We start from the raw sequence: 20,299 nt of genomic DNA, 5'->3' as shown, positions 1-20,299 counted from the left end.
GAGACTCTCAACTCTATTATGGAATGTATGCTCAACGAATAACCGAAAAAGAAAATGATACAGGGTAAGTCAATTTCTTTATGGGGGTTCTGTCCCCTGCCTCCTTTCCTCTTTTTGACTGAGTTAAAATACTCATTAGTGAAGCTCAAAGACTCATTAATGAGTATTAAATACTCAGTCGCGAGTTTTTAGAAGCAGGAAACGATAAAAACAAATGCAACTCTGTTGTCGTGATTAGAGTTAATTGGTAGACTCAATTAACTTGAAACCCCAAGGTTTGAGTACTGCGATCGCTGTTTCTATATCTACCCCTTCATAAACTTCCCATTCCAGTGGGTGATCTTTAGGATGTCCGTCGCCTACATTGCCAGCAACTTTAATTACTGGAAAGCCTGCCACGCGATGACGTTCCATCCCTTTTGGCAAAGCTAGGTGAAGTTTATGACCGACAAACTTTGATGTACTAGAATTAGCTACAGATTCACGGACTAAACAGATATCACCAGCAGTCCCCCAAGTAGTTTGGTAAATGTAAAGGAAAGAGATATAGGCTTCTGGCTTGATGGATCTTTTTAGAACTTGCATTATCTGTAATCCTTACACGATGAGTGAAAAATCACACTAGTTTTTTTTATCAACGGTTACAGCTACTTTAATTTTGCAACCCTAATCAAAATAACGTTTATAGCGTTTTGATAGCAATCGTGCAAGAAACTTTTATAAAACATCCTTGGGACTGGGGAATGGGGAACTTGGGGTTCCCGCTCTCGGAGGGAGTCGGGATGAGGGGTAATGGGGAATTGTCATTGATTATTCTCCGCGTTCCCTCATCTCCCGGTTGGTGAGCGGAGTCGAACCACATCTCCCCCATTTAATCAAACCCTAACGACACTCTCGCAATTGTGGAAAATAATAGATTAAGTGCAGTATCACAAAACTCACTGACATTTCCTTATTTTCTCTAGGAAACTATGACTCATTCTTTCCTTGAACGCTTGCATAGTCCAAATTGCCCGGTTATCGTTTTTGACGGTGCAATGGGAACTAATTTACAAACGCAAAATCTGACAGCTGATGATTTCGGCGGCCCTCAGTATGAAGGTTGTAACGAATATTTAGTCCACACTAAACCTGAAGCTGTCGCTAAGGTTCACCGCGACTTTCTCGCTGCTGGTGCAGATGTAATTGAAACGGATACTTTTGGTAGTGCTTCGATTGTACTAGCTGAGTATGATTTGGCAGATCAGGCTTATTACCTCAGCAAGACAGCTGCTGAATTGGCGAAGCGTGTGGCTGCTGAATTTTCTACGCCAGATAAACCCCGGTTTGTCGCCGGTTCTATTGGCCCCACAACTAAACTGCCAACTTTGGGACATATTGACTTTGACACGATGAAGGCGTCCTTTGCTGAACAAGCAGAGGCACTGTGGGATGGTGGTGTTGATTTATTTATTGTGGAAACTTGCCAAGATGTGCTGCAAATCAAAGCTGCATTGAATGGTATTGAGGAGGTGTTTGCTAAAAAAGGCGATCGCCGGCCGTTGATGGTTTCTGTAACAATGGAAAGCATGGGGACAATGTTGGTAGGTACAGAAATTAGTGCTGTACTAACAATTTTAGAACCCTATAAAATTGATATTCTCGGTCTCAACTGTGCCACTGGCCCAGACTTGATGAAACCACACATCAAATATCTCTCGGAACATTCGCCTTTTATTGTTTCTTGTGTTCCTAACGCGGGTTTGCCTGAGAATGTTGGTGGTCAAGCGCACTACCGTTTAACACCTGTGGAATTACGCATGGCGCTAATGCATTTTGTTGAAGATTTGGGTGTCCAAGTGATCGGGGGTTGCTGTGGGACGCGTCCAGAACACATTCAACAATTAGCAGAAGTTGCCAAAGACTTGAAGCCAAAAGTTAGACAGCCTAGCTTAGAACCAGCGGCTGCATCAATTTATATAACTCAACCTTATGACCAAGATAATTCTTTCTTGATTGTAGGTGAACGTCTCAACGCCAGTGGTTCTAAAAAGTGCCGCGAATTGCTGAACGCGGAAGATTGGGATGGACTGGTGTCAATGGCGAGAAGTCAGGTAAAGGAAGGCGCACATATCCTTGATGTCAATGTGGACTATGTAGGACGTGACGGTGTGCGGGATATGCACGAGTTAGTTTCTCGCGTCGTCAATAATATTACCCTCCCCTTAATGCTCGACTCTACCGAATGGGAAAAGATGGAGGCGGGGTTAAAAGTAGCTGGTGGTAAATGCTTGCTGAACTCCACCAACTATGAAGACGGGGAACCGCGCTTTTTGAAGGTGCTGGAATTGGCGAAAAAGTACGGTGCAGGCGTAATCATTGGTACTATCGATGAGGATGGCATGGCGCGGACAGCCGAGAAAAAGTTTGCGATTGCTGGGCGGGCTTACCGTCAAGCTGTAGAATATGGTATACCTCCTACGGAGATATTTTTCGATACATTGGCTCTACCTATTTCTACAGGGATTGAAGAAGACCGGGAAAACGGCAAAGCCACAATCGAATCCATCCGCCGCATTCGCCAAGAATTACCAGGATGCCATGTAATTTTGGGTGTCTCTAATATATCTTTCGGTCTGAGTCCGGCATCACGAATAGTGCTGAACTCGATGTTTTTGCATGAGGCGATGATGGCGGGAATGGATGCAGCTATAGTTAGCGCTAGCAAAATATTACCACTAGCCAAAATTGAGGCACATCATCAAGAAGTTTGTCGCCAGTTAATTTATGATCAGCGTCAATTTGAGGGTAATGTCTGCGTTTACGACCCCTTGACTGAGCTTACCACGTTGTTTGCAGGGGTAACGACAAAACGCGATCGCGGCGTTGACGAAAATCTTCCCATCGAAGAACGTCTCAAGCGCCATATTATCGATGGCGAACGCATTGGTTTAGAAGCACAACTGACAAAAGCCTTAGAACAATATCCCCCCTTAGAGATTATCAATACTTTCTTGCTAGATGGCATGAAAGTAGTGGGTGAATTGTTCGGTTCCGGACAGATGCAGCTACCTTTCGTTTTGCAATCTGCGGAAACTATGAAAGCGGCGGTAGCTTTTCTAGAACCGTTCATGGAAAAGTCGGAATCTGGTAATAATGCCAAGGGAACCTTTATCATCGCCACAGTCAAAGGGGATGTCCATGATATCGGTAAAAACTTGGTAGATATCATCTTATCAAACAACGGCTATAAGGTGATTAACTTGGGGATTAAGCAACCGGTGGAAAACATTATCCAAGCCTACCAAGAGCATAAAGCTGATTGTATTGCCATGAGTGGTTTGCTAGTAAAATCCACCGCCTTTATGAAAGAGAATTTGGAGGTATTCAACGAAAAGGGAATTACCGTACCCGTGATTTTAGGCGGTGCGGCACTGACACCTAAATTTGTCCATGAAGATTGCCAAAACACTTATAAGGGTAAAGTTGTTTATGGTCGAGATGCCTTTTCTGATTTGCATTTCATGGATAAATTAATGCCTGCCAAGACTGTTGGTAACTGGGATGATTTGCAAGGATTTTTGGATGATGTTGCTGAAACTACAGAATTAGATAACCAAAAATTAGAACTCGTCAACGAAGACTCCCCAGTCCCCATTACCCCAAATCCCCAGTCCCCACTCCCCACAGATACCCGCCGTTCTGAAGCCGTAGCGATAGATATTGAACGTCCCACGCCACCTTTTTGGGGAACAAAGTTATTGCAGCCTGGTGATATTCCCTTTGAAGAAATATTCTGGCATTTGGATTTACAAGCTTTGATTGCGGGACAATGGCAATTCCGCAAGCCGAAGGAACAATCTAAGGAAGAGTATCAGGATTTTTTGACGCAGAAGGTGTATCCTGTGCTGGAGGTTTGGAAGCAACGAATTATTGAGGAGAATTTGTTACATCCACAGATAATTTATGGATATTTTCCTTGTCAGGCTGAGGGAAATACTTTGTATGTTTATGAAACGCACCGCGAAGGTGCAGAGGTAAGAGTAAGTTTTGAGTTTCCCAGACAGAAGTCTTTGAGGCGGTTGTGTATTGCAGATTTCTTCGCACCGAAAGAGTCGGGGATAATTGATGTGTTTCCGATGCAGGCGGTAACTGTAGGGGAAATTGCCACGGAGTTCGCTCAAAAGTTGTTTGGGGGTAATCAATACACTGATTATCTGTATTTTCACGGTTTGGCGGTGCAAATAGCAGAGGCGTTGGCTGAGTGGACACACGCCAGAATTCGCCGGGAGTTGGGCTTTGGTGCTGAGGAACCTGCTAATATTCGGGATATGTTGGCGCAGCGTTATCGTGGTTCGCGGTATAGTTTTGGTTACCCGGCTTGTCCAAATATTCAGGATCAGTATAAGCAACTGGAACTGTTGGAAACTGACAAGATTAATCTATACATGGATGAAAGTGAACAACTTTATCCAGAACAGTCTACAACGGCGATTATTACCTATCACCCAGTAGCGAAATACTTCAGCGCGTAACTTTAGTTTCTAGCCCCCTTTTTGTCAATGAAAAGGGGGTAATGAATAGACTTCTTGCAAAAATACTTGAACCGTCAGAGACTCAAGTCTCTGCCTAATAGCAAAAGTCCGTTGAAACGGACTAAAAATACTGTTATTAGTCGGTTGAAACCGACTTGAGTTATCAGCCAGAAAATTTATTTTCTGGCGAGTATCCGACTTTTGCAAGAGGTCTAATGCTTATGAGCAAAATTACAGATGTCAGCTAGAGCCAGTTTTCTTAGGCACAAAGACAAGGCAGTGCGTTGCGGAGCGAGTGTGGTCTTGGGGAGCCAGTCCTTTGCGGGGGTTCCCCCCGTTGTAGGAACTGGCGTGGTTTCCCCCATGAACAACTCGCATTGGGGTTTCCCCCTTTGTAGCAAGTGTCATCGGGTTCCCCGACTTGTTCGCTCTTAGCGTTCCCGCAGGAAGGTTTTGGTTTACGTAATGGATAAAAAATATCTAATATACACATTCGTGAACTCTGATTAAACAATCGCTAGTGCAGATAAATTACCGCTATAACCAGTAATTTCAATGATGGCATCTGTTTTGGCATTAAAACCACTAACAGCATCATTCAAAGCTAAGAATGTTCGTCGATTAGAATTATTAATAGGATCTGTACTGGCATTACCTAAACTAAACGTTGCCGCTTGATTAGCAACAAAATTAGTTGCATCCAACAAGCCTTGAATTTTAAACTCACTGAGAGTACTAATACTGCCTAATTCCATAACATTAGCGGCACTAATAGCTTTTGGTGCATCGATTTTATCTGTGCCAATTTTGAAATCTTTAATTACATCAAAATTGGATAATAACGAATCTTTCAGTTGATGAAAAACGAATGTATCGCTACCATTACCACCAGTTAAAATATCTCCACCAGCACCACCATTGAGAATATCATTGTTGTTACCGCCAAAGAGTTGATCATTGCCATCAAACCCTGAGAGTTCATCGTTACCGTTGTCACCAAAAAGTTGGTCATAGCCATCAAATCCTACCAGTTCATCATTACCATTGCCACCAAAGATTTCGTCATTACCTGCTAACCCCAACAGTTCATCGTTACCGTCTCCACCACTAATTTGATCATTGCCTGCATCACCAACTAATTCATCATTACCTTTGCCACCTTTGAGAACCAAACCCTCGACTGGATTATCATCATCAATGGTTTTTGATATCAGTTGACCGTTACTATCATAGAAGTAACTAGTTAACGTATCAGTTACACCGTCATTATTTTTATCAAATTTCTCTGATGTGAGTTGACCTTTGGCATTGTAGTTGTATGTGGTGACTGCATCAATGGTGCCATTATTGCCTGTGTCAACTTTATAGGTTGCTAGCTTGCCACTAGTGTTGTAACCATATGTCGAGACTGTATCAATGCTACCATCATTATTTTTATCAAGTTTGTCTGATGTTAGTTGACTTTTGGCATTGTAGATATATGTGGTGACTGCATCAATGGTGCCGTTGTTACCTGTGTCAACTTTCTTGGTTACTAGCTTGCCACTGGTGTCATAGCTATATGTCGAGACTTTATCAATTTTGCCATCATTATTGTTGTCGAATTGCTCTGATATCAACCTACCTTTGACATCGTAGATGTAAGCTGTAACTGCATCAAGCTTGCCATCATTATTATTATCTGTGGTAGAAGATGTGCGAGCGTAAATAAAAGTGGTAACCTCCTCAGGTTTACCATCACCATTCGAGTCTTGGCTAATAGATGACAAGTTACCTCTACCATCATACGTATAGCTTGTGACGTAATCAGGTTTGCCATCAGCATTGGAGTCTTCACTAATAGATGTTTGTTTGTTGTTAGTGTTGTAAGTAAAAGTAGTAATTCTGTCAGCTATCCCATCGCCATTGTCATCATAGCTTGTTGATATCAATTTACCGTTGGTATTGTAGGTAGAGGTGTAACTACTGCTAGATATGATATTGCGATCGCTGTCAGAGATGGTACTGACATAAGATACTATATTGCCATTGATGTTGTAAGTTTTGACACTATTAACAACGCGATCAGAATCAACTTGACCGGTTTCGGAATAAGTTTCAGTTTCTAGCTTTCCTTGAGGATCATAAGTGTAATTAACTATAAATGGATTGCCTGAAAAATACGCTACAGAAACATCTCCAATTGTTTGCTGATAAGATGTTACTTTACCCTCAGAATTATAAGTATACGTATATATTCTAGTGTCATAAAACCTGCTGCCACCGAAAGTTTGAGCTGTGATTTGTGTCGGTTTGCCATTAACATCATATTTATAGGTTTCGGTTGTTACGCTACTATCAAAATCACCAGGTAGTCTGCTAGGAAAACTGCCTGTTAAGTAACCTTTGGCATCGTAGGTAGCAGTATAGATTTGAGAAGGATCATAATCAATTATGCCGTCTCCATCCTCGTCAAAACCGTCATCAGCTATGCCATTACCATTCAAGTCAATATTTTCAGATATTAAGTTGCCTCTGGCATCATAAGTGTAGAAAATAGTGAATAAGGTCTCGAATCGAGCTTCGATTTTGTTATCCTTTTCATCATAAGTATAAAATGTTTCAGATAATGTAATATTTTCATTGAAAAAAGCACTTTCCGATATTTTATTTCCTCTAGAATCATAGGCATAGATAGTGCCGCTATCAGCCTTGCCGTCATTATTTAAGTCGGTGAGTTCTGATGTCTTATTACCTCTCGCGTCGAAGGTATAGTTAATGACAGATCGAGCAATTTCACCGACTTTGGAATTAGTGGTTTGAGATATCAAATCACGGGTGATGATTGACTCTGCTATGCCATCGCTGTTGTTGTCTATCTTCTCAGAGATGAGGTTGCCACTAGAGTTGTAGGTATAAGTTGTAGTTGATGTCATAAATTTGATGTCTGTTTACTGAGAAAGAATAAGGGACAGGAAAGAAGCAGAATTAGAGGAATTTGAATCTCAATTTTTTTGTTGCAACTGGATAGAAAATGGAGTTTTTCAATCACTATAAGGAATCCATGGTATACACATGAGTCAAAAATCAACTCACCAAAGCTTTAAGCTGGTAGAGTGCGTTATGAAAAAAAGTCATAATCTACTGAGGCAATGATGATGTGTTGTGCTTGGCAACAACACAACCTACAACGCTGAATTAAGTAAGCAAGATTATTCTAGTGTGTGAGAAGTTACTCTGTCGGCTAAATTAATATCTGGTAAGGAAGTGTAATGTAGTAAGCAATTAACCTACCGGATTTCGATTAAATTTCTTTATTTTGAAAGATAATTTATGATTGTGGTTACAAATAAAAGTGATTTAATTCTTGCTAGATTCAGTGAAAGTGCGATCGCATCATGAATAAATATTATAATGTGAAGCAATGAGTAAAGGCGAAGACTCGATATAAGCCTTTTTTGCAGAAACAGAAATATCGTTGAATTTGCCAAAGCGACAACTACAGCGGTTATATAATGTTCTCCAAAATACAATTCAAAATCATGAAGCACACCTCAATGATCCAAATTTAGATCCTCAAGGCCAGGTAAAATATACACGCCAGAGTTTTGAAGATTGCTACTTACTCGTGTACCTAGATTGGGTACTCAAGCAGAATGATTAAGCTCAGTCTACAGAGGAAGCACCGAAGCGATAGCCTTTGCCGTAAACTGTGTGAATCAACGGAGTTTCTTTACCTACTTCTATTTTGCGGCGTAGCAAGCGAATTAATGCGGCTATGACATTGCTGCTAGGTTGTTCGTCATCTTGCCATAGATGTTGCAAAATTTGTGCATGAGTTAGCAACTGTCCAGTGTTTTCCATAAAATATAGCAACAGCTGGCTTTCTTTTTGTGATAGTTCAATAATTCGCCCTTGGCGATAAGCTATTTGGTTGTCGGCATCGAGTTCTAAATCAGCTACGATAAGACGTCTAGTGGCGGTAGTGTCATAAGCTTGAGAACCAGAACGACGCAATAAAGCACGAACTCGTGCTAGTAATTCCCGTAGTTCAAACGGTTTAATTAAATAATCATCTGCACCCGCATCTAAACCTTTTACACGGTCATCTAAGGTATCCTTGGCTGTAAGAAATAAGACAGGCGTAGTTTTACCTTGGCGTCGCAATTCTTGACAAATCTCTAACCCCGTTTTTCCTGGTAGCATCCAATCTAAAATTAATAGGTCATAGTTGCCTACTTGCACAAATTCGCTACCACTTGTACCATCATAAGCGGCATCCACTGTGTAACCTTCACGCGTTAACAGGCGACTCAAAGGGTCGGTTAGTTCTGCTTCATCATCAACCAATAAAATTCTTATGCTGCTTGAGCTAAGCATTTGATTCAGTTATCAGTTACTTGTACTGAGCAAAGTCATACCCTGCGGGAACTTGCTACGCGTAGCGTCTCCGACAGGAGAAGTATCAGTTATCAAGGTGAGTCAGAGTCTCTCGCTTCCATAAACGATGTGTTGCAATCGAGTTTTAAATAAACATTTGAAATTTTGATAACTGTTCACTGATTTAATATTATTAACCGTCAAAACGCCAAGGATATCAAGAAAAAGAATGCTAACTGTTGCATTGCCCAAAGGAGAACTGCTCAAAAATAGTATCCGTCTACTACAGGGTGTAGGCTTAGATTTTAGTGCTTTTTTAGATTCTGGAAATCGTCAACTTCAGATTTCTGATGCTAGTGGACAAGCAAAAGGGCTACTAGTTAGGGCACAGGATGTTCCAGTTTATGTAGAATATGGTCAAGCACAGCTAGGTGTTGTCGGTTACGATGTGTTGCGTGAGAAACAGCCACAAGTCGCACACATGGTTAATTTGCAGTTTGGGTATTGTCGCATGTCGGTGGCAGTTAAAGCATCCAGCTCTTACCGATCGCCTTTAGACTTGCCGCCTCATGGTAGAGTTGCTTCTAAATACGTCAATTGCGCTCGTGAATATTTCCAAGGTCTAGATTTACCTGTGGAAATAGTACCACTTTATGGTTCAGTAGAGTTAGGCCCCATTACAGGCATGTCAGAAGCGATCGTAGATTTAGTTTCCACAGGGCGGACTTTGCGAGAAAATGGTCTGATTGAGATTGCCACTTTGTATGAAAGTACCGCACGGTTGATTGTTCATCCTTTGAGTTACCGTCTCAACGCAAGTAATCTCAGTGATGTTATTAGCAAGTTGCGAGGAGTGGGGAGTAGGGAGGAGGGATGAGGGGGATGAGGGGGATGAGGGGGATGAGGGAGAAAAATAATTACCCAATCCCCAGTCTCCTAGCAACTTGCCAAGCTCAGTGGTGACTCCTGATCGAAGAATAAAAGGATACAATCACTATTATTTATGGAGATTGTAATGCGTGAAAGCGTGAATGCGTGAATTCCCCGATACCCATTTAAACTTTTGGAATAAAGATGGAGTTGGAAGAAGATTAAGGTAGTTGCATAAAATTTTTCATACCAAATTCTGCTAGCAACAGGTTGAATTTTTCCCTGTCAGTACTATGCCGTTTAGGTTTCTCTGTACCAATCTTCATCAACCATTTGCTATATGACTCGTCTATGAATCATCTGATTTTTTGAGTATGAATATGTCTGTAGATTGATGCAATATTGCGGGCATCATCAATGCCGCGATGATGTGTGCCTATCAACTCTATCCCCAGATACTCAAGAGCTTGGGCCATGCCAAATTTTTTAGATACACATAGATATTCGGAAAACTCTTCTTTGATATTTTTGTGTTCCGATGCAAAAGGATAAGGGATATTATGAAACTTACAATCTTGGATAAATTGCTTCTTGTCATAGTTTCCCCAAGAACAAAAAATATAATTAGGAAAGGATTTCAACCATTCTCTAAAATGAGAAATCACCTCTGGAAATTGCGGTGCTTGATCAACATCTTGTTGACAAATACTAGTCAGTTCGGTGCAAAATTTTGTTAGCTGCGGATGTCTTACAGGTTGAACGAATTGTTGATATTCTGAATCAATTTCCCATGTTTCTCGATTTAGCATCACTGCACCAATCTCGATGATTTCCATTCCATGACGAGGAACACTATCATCATTGCTACAAGTTGCTTCAACATCTACTACTAAAAAATAATTAGTCATAAGTTATTTTTTTAAATGTTTCTATATCAATTCTAAATTATTCATTCTTAACAAGTTCCGTGGGTTTAAGTCCCCCGGTTCCATAACCGGCAAGTTTTGTGTTGGGGTCAAATCCCTATTACAAAACTTAATTACGCGCTTCGCAGCGGTAGCGAGTCCGCGATAGCGTAAAGCCTACGGCATAGCTTCGCTTAGAGCGACACAGGAGCGTCGCGTCATTACGAATTACGAATTACGAATTATTTAATAAGAACCCCGAATTCCTTGTAAAAATCCGGGGTTCTATAAGCGGCTAATTATGATTTAAAACTGCATGAATGCGTGTTCAATCTCTTGAACGTTTAAAGCCTGTAATCAGAAATGGGATGTTGCCTAACTTGATAATCCCTTAATGCACTGGTGGAAAGTACAGTTCTGCCATCTTTTTTAAAGGTCGAGATTTGTCCTTTCTGCATAGCGGTATACAAAAAGCTCTGACTCACACCTAAACGCTTTGCTGCCTCTGCTAGTGAAATGCCTTGCCTCTGCATATTGAGAGTTGCCTTCCTTGCAATCCAAATTAGATTGCTATCTAAGAATAATTCTAACAGAGTATTAAAAATTATTAAGTAATATAACATTTAGACTACTTATGTGTAACATAATAATCTCTTATTAGCTTTGACCTTTATCCAGAAGAAAACATGCCGTGGATGGAATTGAGTCTTAACACAACACACGAGGGTGTGGATTGGGTCTATACATTAATTGCTCAGACCATTAATATTGGTGACGTGCAGATTAGAGAATATGCCAAACTCAACCAATCTAGTTTGGATGAACAAGACTGGGCATTTACGATGAGCTTATATTTAGCCTGCGATGTTCATTTGCACACACGTACAGAAAAAATCGTTAATCTGCTGCTACCCTTGCACCGTACAGGATTAGCAACAGCAATTCGGCAAAGTTTTATTGAGGAGAAGCCAAAAGACACAGATGTAATCAATCCCTTTATTCATCGCATTGGCAGGTTCGTTATCCTGAGTCCTAGTTTACCTGATCAATCGCAGGCAGCAGAGGAAGTAATTTTGAGACTGAACAAAACTCTCTGCTTCGGCAGCGGTTTACATCCAACAACTGCTACCTGCCTGAAACTGATTGAGCGTTACATTTCTCCAGGGATGAATGTTCTTGATTTGGGTTCGGGTTCAGGTATTCTCAGTGTTGCAATGGCAAAGCTGGGAGCAAACGTCTTAGCACTAGACAATGACATGATTGCTGTGCAGGCAACTCAAGACACTGTGCGTTTGAATGGAGTAGAGCAGCAGGTTAGTGTCATGGCAGGGAGTTTGGGAGCTGGAAGCGATTTGGGACATTGGATGAACAAAGATATTACCGACAACATCCAAAAAATCCCAGCTAAAAAGAGCTTTGACTTGATTACTGCGAATATCCTCCCATGGGTGAGTATTACCCTTGCCGATGAATTTCAGTGTGCGCTACGTCAGACTGACACAAATCCAGGGCTACTGATTACATCAGGTTTCACCGTTGATAATGAGGAAAATGTTGCAACTGCTTTAACACAGGCAGGATTTGAGTTCGTTGGTTGTGAGCGATCGCATGAGTGGGTGGCACTTGTCTATCGCTTAAAATGAGGCTGGAAAGTTGTGATTCATATTAAATCAATACCTTCACCAATTTAAAAATTAGCTTTATCTCCCAGTACTCTTTTTCGGCGAAGGTATTGCAAGGTGACTACAGTATTAAAATTTGAGAAAAAATGCTGAAATTCTGCCAAACCTATACTCTAAGGAAAATTTGTGTTACGTAAATTTTACTGTTAGGGCCAACAGCAACACCAATCCCCGTGAGATTGTATTTTCCTTTGATATTAGCAAGATGCCCTGGACTGCGGAGCCAGCTTTGAACAGCTTGTTTAGCAGGGTCTGTATAGCCCTGGTTATAAGCAACATTTTCGCCAGCAGCGATAAAGGGAATACCAATGGCTTTAACTCGCTGGCTAAACCCACTATGCCCAAACGAGACTCTACCCTTTGCCATATTCTGACTGTGAATCCTTGCTTGATTATCGCAGGCAGAATTGCGTAACAGCACTGGTAGATTCTTTGAACCTCTATAGTTATTGATTTCCTGAAAAACTGCCCGTTCTATAGCAGTGGTGTTGATGTTAGATTGTGCAATAATTTGACGATTTTGACTTAATTTGCCTGAAAACTTGGACGTAGAAGTTTCATCTGGTGCAGAAACAGCGTCGGCTCCACTGGTGAGAATAAGGCTCCCTAAAGTGATGCCATAGATTATTGTTCTCATCATTTTCTGAGAAGTAAACTTTTAGACCATCACCAGATTACTCTTAATTGAACAAATTGCCTAATATTTACACTAATTCGCAATTGGCAATAACACTTATTCCTCGGGTCACTAGGTTTTTCTTTTGGGAACAGTCTGCAATTAATTCCTACTGTTCCCATGTCAATTTTTAAGACTTGCCGCCAGGTGAAGCCGCATTAACCAAGTCTGGCTTTTCCTCAACTGGAGGATGTTCGATAGCTTGAGCTGATGTCGGGCGTTGATGCCTATCAAGAGTTTGTATCTTAACAGGCTGACTTTTCTCAATCGATTGATAAAGTGCTTGAATGATGCGAACGTCGTTTAATCCTTCCATACCTGACGGCTCTGGGTCTTTATCTTGTAGAATACAATCTGAGAAATATGTAAACTCAGCCGCTAGCTGATCGTGTGCATCAAAAGCGCGTTCTTGGGTTTCACCATTAATTGTCAGATAGTGTTTTAATCTTCCCTGCCAAGTGTAAGCAGATTCTGCTCGCAAGTCGCCTTTTGTACCTACAACCTGATAGGTTGACACTTTTGCAGCTCCAAAACTACAAGTGAAACTCGCCAGTCGCTCATTGGGAAAACGTAAAATAGCGCTAGTCATTTCCTCGACTTCACTGAAGCGCTGTTCTCCCTTATTCGCAGCAACAGCAAATACTTCTAGCGGTTCATCTTCAAATAGATAACGTGCAGCATTAATACAGTAAATACCGATATCATCCAAAGTACCACCACCTGCAACCTCTCGTAAACGAACGTTGCCTTCCTCTACTTGTTGAGTAAAAACTGAGTTGAAAATGCGTGGTTCACCAATTTGCTTTGAACGTACAATTTCGATTGCTTGTAAGTTTGCAGGCTCTAAATGTAAGCGGTAGGCAATCATCAGCTTCACATTGTTATCTCTAACAGCTTTAATCATTGCTTCACACTCTTGTTCGGTGACAGCCATTGGCTTCTCACACAGCACATGAATTGCTTGGTTGGCTGCACGCACGGTGTAATCACAATGCAGGTGATTAGGTAGTGCAATGTAAACTGCATCTATTTCGCCGCTTGTCAGACAGTCCTCGTATTCTTCATAGGAGTAAGTATGCTGAATACTATACTTTTTACTGAGTTCTTCACGTTTAGTAGGATCATCGGAAACCAAAGCAACTAATTCCGAGTTATCGGTATGGACAAACGCAGGTAAGGCAGCGTCTTGAGCAAACCAACCCAAACCGACAACAGCGTAACGAATTTTTTGCTTTTCGTTTGTAGCCATTATTTTTAAACCTCTTGATGAAGAACTTGTTTACCAAGAATCACTCTTTTACAGTGATAAAATTTGGCAAATTTTCAATCCTACCAATGAGGGAAACTCTAATAATACTTAGGAAATATATAGGAATCTGACTTGATTAATGAAATTATTTACGTAGGTAGGGAGTAGGATAGAAGAGAGTTTCAAGGTATATGGAGTTTTTTCACCAAATCAAATAAGCTAATAATCATTCAAATTGCATCCCCGCGTCTCCCCTTAAGCGCGTCCTCCGAAGTTTGCTCAACGGGGGGAACCCCCGCACGCAACTTCTCTTTGCGTCTTTCTGAGGCAAAGGATTATGCAAGTTAAAGGCAGATTAGCTTATGAGTCCGATCTGATTTGTGAAAATTCGCGGTGTCCAGATCCCCGAAGTTCTCACGAATGATTTAGGATTGCTATATCTAGTTATATCGCGTTCGCTTCAAGAGTCATAAGCTAATGCGCCTAGATATTGCACTATTTTCCGTGTAGATTGCGTTATTAGTTATTAGTCATCAGAATTGTCTTTAGATGGTTCTATCCAAAGTTCGGTACAAGCATCAGCATCCTCTATGGTTAAAGTATCTGTTGATGAGTCGTCTTGTAGCTGAGAATGTCTGCTTTGAAAAGTGATCAACTCATCAACTACCTTAAAAGCTGCCGATGCAGACTGATATCGCTGTTTAAAGTCATCCCGCACCATCTTAGAGAGAATCTCTGCTAAAGAGTTGCTGACTTGTGCTTTGTCGCTCCAGTTTAACTCTCCATCAGCTTTGCGAGTTAATTCATGAGGAGCTATACCTGTCAGGGCTTTTATGCCAATCATGCCGATCGCATAGATATCACTACTATACTGCGGACGCCCAAAACATTGCTCGCTGGGTGCATAACCTCTAGTGCCAATACCAATGGTAAAGGGGTTGTGTTCTTGCTCTTGGTTACGGATTGTCGAAACTTCTTTCACAGCTCCAAAATCGATCAGTACTAGTTTGCCATCTGAGTGTCGTCTGATAATGTTGCTGGGTTTAATATCGCGGTGAATCACACCGTTTTCATGAACAAATGCTAATGTTTGCAATAAATCCCGTAGTATTTTGATCGCTACGGTTTCTAAAAGGGGTTTGCCTAGTGGCAACTCTTGACTCAAAGGATGACCTATTACATATTCTTGAACCAAGTAAAATTCTTCGTCTTCTTCAAAGTAAGCCAAAAGTTGAGGTATTTGGCTGTGCGTGCCCAATTTTTCGAGTATTTGCGCCTCGGAGTTGAATAAACGTCTCGCCAATTGCAATCCTTCAGATTGGGGATTAGCGGGTCTTAGTTGCTTGACTACACATTGGGGATTGCCAGGACGCTGTGTATCTTCTGCAACATAGGTTTCGCTAAATCCACCTGAACTGAGAACTTTGACAATTTTGTAGCGGTTGGCGAGCATTTTCCCGGATACAGCCAAATCTCGTTGCTGGATTAAGTCTTGGAAATCATCTTGTTGACTAATAATCTCTTGAACAATAGGGGAAGCTTTGTATTTCTGAAAGATGTTCACCAATTGGTGTTTTCTCATCTTTTCCCTAGCGACTTCAGTTCCCAGGTAAAACAGTCCGTTGCAGGCGATCGCTAGTATTGGTAAAGTAGTTGGAAAAATTAACTGATTATAGATAAATAATATGTAGCAAGTCCCACCCCAAACACCAGCGATGATTATACTCCGGAAAAACCTAGTAATTCCGCGCTTGCTTCTAGTAACTACGAAGGCTGTACCGCCAACTAAAAACAATACAAATAAACCCCGCAATGCTGGGCTAGTAATCGCTTCACCAATCGCTTTATCTGTAAGCAATGTGGCGATCGCATTCGCGTGAATTTCTACTCCCGACATCCGATCAGGGCTAGCGATTACGGGGTGATAATCATTGCTTAACTGAGCTGTAGCTCCAATCAAGACTATCTTGTCTTTGAAAAACTTGCCTTTTTGTAAATAATTGTTCCAGTTTTCTTCATCTAGTACGTACCATAAAGGTATCGGCTCAAATGTACCTGTTGGCCCCCAAAAGTAAATGCGATCGCCTTTCGGTTGGGAATAATTGATTTGCGCCCCCCTCAGTACCGCTTCATCAAATGAGGGTAGTTTGGCTGTAAAAACACTCTCTTGCCCCAACAATTTGGGAAACTCGCTGGCCAGTCGGTGAACTTTGCCGTCAACTTCTAGAGGAAAATTCACTGTACCAACGGATACTGACCCTTTACGAAACATCTGTTGCGGCTGTGTCAGTTGCATGAATGTCCCTTGGTGCGTTTCAAAATTTTCGTAGAGTGCCCCTAAGGTAACTTTGCCGCCATATTTTTGTAATGCAGCTTGCAGTAGGCGATCGTCAGTATCTCCATAGCTGCTTTGTGTATCAAAAATTATGTCTACACCTACAGACCGCGCACCTGCTTTCATCAATTTTGCAACTATTTGTCCATATGCAGCCCGTTTGTAGGGAAAAGACTTCAATGGTTCTAAGTCGGCATATTGTAGCGGATCTAGTTTATAGTACTGCTCGGGAACTGATATTGATTGCTCGTCTATCGCCAAAATTACAATGTTTTCCGGGGGGAAAATTGCCCCGCGCAGTTGAAAAAAATTAGCAAACGCTTGATTTTCTATCACTTGAACGAAGTCTAAACTCAAAGCACTTAGCATCGCTGCTGCTATGGCTGAAGCCCCAGCAAGTAAATGACCAAAACGCAGTATTTGCTGTGACTGGCGCGTTGATGCTGTTACAGTTGCCTGTGTCGGTTTAGTTGACAGTCTATTGGCAGTAGAGACTGGTTTTTTAGTTAAGGTAGATGTAGGTTCTTCTGCCATATTATGTTACTGATTGATTTAGTTACAACAGTTCTTAGCGGCAGGCAGAAGCTGACATTAATGTTTTGAAATGTTAAATTTTGCCTGATGCCATTTGAGTTCAAGATGCCTACCAAGTTTTTTATTTGATAGTCTGCAATTAGAAGTTAGTCCTTCTGGGCTGTGGCTTTTCAATTATTCTGACCCTGTTTTAGAGCCATCACTTTGAAATAATACTTAAATGAAAAGTTTATACATTTGTAAAGTATCTTCTGTTTTCCAACAAACTTACGTTACTAAAGTTCCTCCCCAAAAGATTCCTATATAAGCACTGCCTAAGTTCATCTGTTTTTCTGACTGAAGCTCTAAACAATAGATTGTCTCATAGATTAATGCCATAAATACTTGCTGCTCTACTCGGTTGCAAAGAGATTTTACACTAATCTCGCCAACAGGTTCATCTCTGTGTAAGGTTCTACTAGAAACAGTCCTTAAGACTTCTTCTGTTTTTAGCGTAGTGTTGGTATCCTTCACAAAGCATGTCCTTCTGTTGGCAGCAACTTATATCCTACCTTAAGGCTATACCATACCTCTTTAGGAGTAAACTTGACTGTTATATAGCAAAGAATGCTGTTACCCAGTCGATTTTATTGGTAGATTTTGATCACAGACTAGATCTTGTAGTGTCGGAGGTGAAAAAAACACAGAGCGCTAATTATCTCAACTTCAATATTGCAAACAATTTTATGCTTTGAAAGAGGTAAGATAAAAGCTATACAGTAAAACCTACTTCGCAGACATTAGCAAATTTGTCATTTGAGAATTGCTATAATCTATTGTTCCATTAAATTCTTTTCTATTATTAGGTGTAAATTTCTATGGGTTCTCCAATGAATCGTCTGTCTATTTTTGTAGACGGAAACAATATGTTCTATGCTCAACAAAAAAATGGCTGGTTTTTTGATCCCCGACGAGTTTTAGAGTATTTTAAACACGAGCAATCAGAAACAACATTAATTAATGCATTCTGGTACACTGGCTTAAAAGACCCACAAGATCAAAGAGGTTTTAGAGATGCTCTCATTAGTTTAGGATATACAGTAAGAACTAAAATACTCAAAGAATACTATGATGATTCCTCTGGTCGTTACTCCCAAAAAGCGAATTTAGATATTGAAATTGTCGTAGATATGTTTAACACTGTAGATCAGTATGACAGAGTAGTATTATTTAGTGGTGATGGAGATTTTGAAAGAGCAATTGAGTTATTACGTTCTAAAAATACACATATTACAGTGGTATCGACCGAAGGAATGATCGCCAGAGAATTACGTAATGCTACGGATAGATATATAGATTTAAACGATATTAGAGACCAAATAGAGAAAGTAGAAGGTTAGTAATCTTAGCAATTATTTACAAAATTAAAAGTAAAACACTTAAGTTAATAATTCAAAATTCAAAACTGTTACCACGACTGTAGCAAGATCCCGAAGGGTAACACAAGCTACGTATAGACTCAGGGGTATTAGACCCTAACATCCTGATCAACAAAAGGGCCAGATAATGACTAACCGAGCAGATAGAATCATCATCTTTGACACTACACTCCGAGATGGAGAACAATGCCCTGGGGCAACTTTGAATATAGAGGAAAAACTAATTATCGCTAAGCAATTGGCGCGTTTGGGTGTAGATGTCATTGAAGCTGGTTTTGCTTTTGCTAGTCCGGGAGATTTTGCAGCAGTCAGCAAAATTGCTCAAATTGTGGGGACAGAAGATGGCCCTGTAATTTGTAGTTTGGCCAGGGCGCGACAAGATGATATCAAAGCAGCCGCAGAAGCAATCAAAGCGGCAGCACATCGCCGCATTCATACCTTTATTGCGACTTCTGATATTCATCTGCAATACAAACTCAAAAAAACAAAAGCAGAAGTGTTAGCGATCGCTCAAGAAATGGTAGCCTACGCTAAAAGCTTCACAGATGATGTAGAATTTTCTCCTGAAGATGCCGGACGTTCCGAACCAGAGTTTCTCTATCAAGTATTAGAGCAAGCGATCAAAGCTGGAGCAACAACAGTCAATATTCCCGATACAGTTGGTTACACTACCCCCAGCGAATTCGGCGCACTGATCAAAGGTATCAAAGAAAACGTCCCCAATATCAACCAGGCGATTATTTCTGTTCACGGTCATAACGATTTAGGTTTAGCAGTTGCCAACTTTCTAGAAGCCGTTAAAAACGGTGCGCGACAACTAGAATGTACCATCAACGGTATTGGTGAACGAGCAGGAAATGCCGCCTTAGAAGAATTAGTCATGGCGTTGCATGTCAGACGACAGTATTTTAATCCTTATTTTGGCAGACCATTAGATTCTCTAGAATCCCTGACAAATATCGACACGCGTCAAATTTATAAAACATCGCGTCTAGTTTCTAATTTGACAGGAATGTTAGTGCAACCAAATAAAGCAATTGTCGGAGCAAATGCATTTGCTCATGAGTCTGGCATTCATCAAGACGGCGTATTAAAAAACAAACTCACCTATGAAATAATGGATGCTCAATTGATAGGTTTGACAGAAAATCAAATCGTCTTGGGCAAACATTCGGGAAGAAACGCCTTCCGCACCCGTTTAAAAGAATTAGGTTTTGAGCTATCAGAAACTGAGTTAAACAAAGCCTTCGTCAGATTTAAAGAAGTAGCGGATAAAAAGAAAGAAATTTCCGATTGGGACTTAGAAGCAATTGTAAATGACGAAATTCAACAAGCACCCGATTTATTCCGCTTAGAATTAGTACAAGTTTCCTGTGGTAGTAACGCCCGTCCCACCGCTACCGTTACCCTCCGCACTCCAGAAGGCGAAGAATTAACCGATGCAGCCATCGGTACCGGGCCAGTAGACGCTGTTTATAAAGCAATTAACCGGGTAGTTAATGTACCTAACCAATTGATTGAATTTTCTGTACAATCAGTAACAGCAGGAATTGATGCCATTGGAGAAGTAACCATCCGCTTACGTTACGAATCAAGAGTGTTTTCAGGTCATTCAGCAAACACAGATATCATCGTGGCATCAGCTCAAGCTTATTTAAATGCGCTCAATAGATTACATGCAGCATTGCAAAGTCAAGAAAAACCAAAAGGAGTATCTACACAAAAAGTGTAAAAACACTTCTGTTGTGATTTGCAGT

The 20,299-nt window shown here is 40.9% G+C and carries 16 protein-coding genes; 6 read left to right on the top strand and 10 right to left on the bottom strand.

Features of this window, described 5'->3' with window-relative positions; genetic code table 11:
- Positions 1–240 precede the first annotated feature (240 nt).
- Positions 241–585 carry a hypothetical protein gene (locus tag AC5JMF_RS10905; protein WP_495795728.1) on the bottom strand — a complete coding sequence of 115 codons (345 nt, stop codon included), beginning with the start codon at positions 583–585 and terminating at the stop codon, positions 241–243.
- Between the two features lie 386 nt (positions 586–971).
- Between AC5JMF_RS10905 and metH the strand changes: the two genes are divergently transcribed.
- Positions 972–4,514: a methionine synthase gene (metH, locus tag AC5JMF_RS10900; RefSeq protein ID WP_495795727.1), complete on the top strand. Its 3,543-nt coding sequence runs from the start codon at positions 972–974 to the stop codon at positions 4,512–4,514.
- Positions 4,515–4,538: 24 nt separating this feature from the next.
- On the opposite strand, the gene AC5JMF_RS10895 is transcribed toward metH, so the two are convergent.
- A complete protein-coding gene (locus AC5JMF_RS10895; RefSeq protein ID WP_495795726.1) occupies positions 4,539–4,721 on the bottom strand; it encodes a hypothetical protein in 183 nt (60 codons plus the stop codon).
- Between the two features lie 299 nt (positions 4,722–5,020).
- Positions 5,021–7,429, bottom strand: a complete 2,409-nt coding sequence (locus AC5JMF_RS10890) for a bluetail domain-containing putative surface protein (RefSeq protein ID WP_495795725.1) — start codon at positions 7,427–7,429, stop codon at positions 5,021–5,023.
- 542 nt (positions 7,430–7,971) lie between these two features.
- Between AC5JMF_RS10890 and AC5JMF_RS10885 the strand changes: the two genes are divergently transcribed.
- Positions 7,972–8,157, top strand: a complete 186-nt coding sequence (locus AC5JMF_RS10885; RefSeq protein WP_495795724.1) for a hypothetical protein — start codon at positions 7,972–7,974, stop codon at positions 8,155–8,157.
- A gap of 2 nt (positions 8,158–8,159) precedes the next feature.
- On the opposite strand, the gene rppA is transcribed toward AC5JMF_RS10885, so the two are convergent.
- Positions 8,160–8,873: a two-component system response regulator RppA gene (rppA, locus tag AC5JMF_RS10880; protein ID WP_495795723.1), complete on the bottom strand. Its 714-nt coding sequence runs from the start codon at positions 8,871–8,873 to the stop codon at positions 8,160–8,162.
- A 229-nt stretch (positions 8,874–9,102) separates the two neighbouring features.
- On the opposite strand from rppA, the gene hisG reads away from it, so the two are divergent.
- Positions 9,103–9,750 (top strand): ATP phosphoribosyltransferase, encoded by a 648-nt coding sequence (gene hisG / locus AC5JMF_RS10875; RefSeq protein WP_495795722.1) that lies wholly within the window; start codon positions 9,103–9,105, stop codon positions 9,748–9,750.
- Between the two features lie 349 nt (positions 9,751–10,099).
- Here the strand turns inward: hisG and AC5JMF_RS10870 are convergent, their stop codons facing one another.
- Together AC5JMF_RS10870 and AC5JMF_RS10865 are read right to left on the bottom strand one after the other, a co-directional pair.
- A complete protein-coding gene (locus AC5JMF_RS10870) occupies positions 10,100–10,651 on the bottom strand; it encodes a 3'-5' exonuclease (RefSeq protein WP_495795721.1) in 552 nt (183 codons plus the stop codon).
- Positions 10,652–10,992: 341 nt separating this feature from the next.
- Complete coding sequence (locus tag AC5JMF_RS10865) at positions 10,993–11,271, bottom strand: helix-turn-helix domain-containing protein (protein WP_495795720.1); 279 nt, start codon at positions 11,269–11,271, stop codon at positions 10,993–10,995.
- 63 nt (positions 11,272–11,334) lie between these two features.
- Between AC5JMF_RS10865 and AC5JMF_RS10860 the strand changes: the two genes are divergently transcribed.
- Positions 11,335–12,291, top strand: coding sequence for a 50S ribosomal protein L11 methyltransferase (locus AC5JMF_RS10860; RefSeq protein WP_495795719.1), 957 nt, complete (start codon positions 11,335–11,337; stop codon positions 12,289–12,291).
- 145 nt (positions 12,292–12,436) lie between these two features.
- On the opposite strand, the gene AC5JMF_RS10855 is transcribed toward AC5JMF_RS10860, so the two are convergent.
- From AC5JMF_RS10855 to AC5JMF_RS10840, 4 genes are all read right to left on the bottom strand, one after another.
- On the bottom strand, positions 12,437–12,970 hold the full coding sequence (locus AC5JMF_RS10855) for a CAP domain-containing protein (protein WP_495795718.1): 534 nt from the start codon (positions 12,968–12,970) through the stop codon (positions 12,437–12,439).
- Positions 12,971–13,136: 166 nt separating this feature from the next.
- Positions 13,137–14,255, bottom strand: coding sequence for a Gfo/Idh/MocA family protein (locus tag AC5JMF_RS10850; RefSeq protein ID WP_495795717.1), 1,119 nt, complete (start codon positions 14,253–14,255; stop codon positions 13,137–13,139).
- A 526-nt stretch (positions 14,256–14,781) separates the two neighbouring features.
- Positions 14,782–17,124, bottom strand: coding sequence for a CHASE2 domain-containing protein (locus tag AC5JMF_RS10845; RefSeq protein ID WP_495795716.1), 2,343 nt, complete (start codon positions 17,122–17,124; stop codon positions 14,782–14,784).
- Between the two features lie 267 nt (positions 17,125–17,391).
- Positions 17,392–17,637 (bottom strand): hypothetical protein, encoded by a 246-nt coding sequence (locus AC5JMF_RS10840; protein WP_495795715.1) that lies wholly within the window; start codon positions 17,635–17,637, stop codon positions 17,392–17,394.
- Positions 17,638–17,981: 344 nt separating this feature from the next.
- On the opposite strand from AC5JMF_RS10840, the gene AC5JMF_RS10835 reads away from it, so the two are divergent.
- Complete coding sequence (locus tag AC5JMF_RS10835; protein ID WP_322656418.1) at positions 17,982–18,503, top strand: LabA-like NYN domain-containing protein; 522 nt, start codon at positions 17,982–17,984, stop codon at positions 18,501–18,503.
- 166 nt (positions 18,504–18,669) lie between these two features.
- Entirely contained in the window at positions 18,670–20,274 is a 1,605-nt protein-coding gene (locus AC5JMF_RS10830) for a 2-isopropylmalate synthase (RefSeq protein ID WP_495795714.1), read from the top strand.
- Positions 20,275–20,299 lie beyond the last annotated feature (25 nt).

Source organism: Desmonostoc vinosum (assembly GCF_059505385.1).
The sequence above is the reverse complement of the archived record's forward strand: the minus strand, read 5'-3'. Positions and strand labels throughout refer to the sequence as shown.